At 76.7% G+C, this 451-nt stretch carries 1 pseudogene; it reads left to right on the top strand.

From position 1 onward, the window contains the following. Positions 1-451: pseudogene (locus AB6A65_RS16390) on the top strand (serine/threonine protein phosphatase); the annotation flags it as partial.

The raw sequence follows: 451 nt of genomic DNA, 5'->3' as shown, positions 1-451 counted from the left end.
TGCCTGATGGGCAACCACGAGGACATGCTCCTGCGCTTCCTCGACGCGCCGGAGGCCGAGGCGCGGCGCTGGCTGCGCAACGGCGGGCTGCAGACGCTGGCGAGCTTCGGCGTCGGCGGATCGCCGACGCAGGCGCCCGTCGCGGCGCGCGACGCGCTGGTGGAGGCGATGGGGCCGGAGGTGATCGACTGGCTGCGCGCGCGCCCGCTCCACTGGCAGAGCGGCGATGTCGCGGTGGTCCATGCCGGGGCCGATCCGGCGCTGCCGCTCGCGGGCCAGCCGCGCGAGGTGCTGCTCTGGGGGCATCCGGATTTCGCGCGGGGCGCGCGGGACGACGGGCTCTGGATCCTGCACGGGCACACCATCGTCGAGGCGCCGCGCGCCGAGGGCGGGCGCATCGCGGTCGACACCGGCGCCTTCGCGACGGGGCGGTTGACGGCGGCCGTGGTCG

It is taken from the genome of Rhodosalinus sp. FB01, assembly GCF_041365715.1.
Classification (GTDB): Bacteria; Pseudomonadota; Alphaproteobacteria; order Rhodobacterales; family Rhodobacteraceae; genus Rhodosalinus.
Note: the sequence above shows the minus strand (reverse complement) of the source record. Positions and strands in the feature narration are given on the sequence as shown.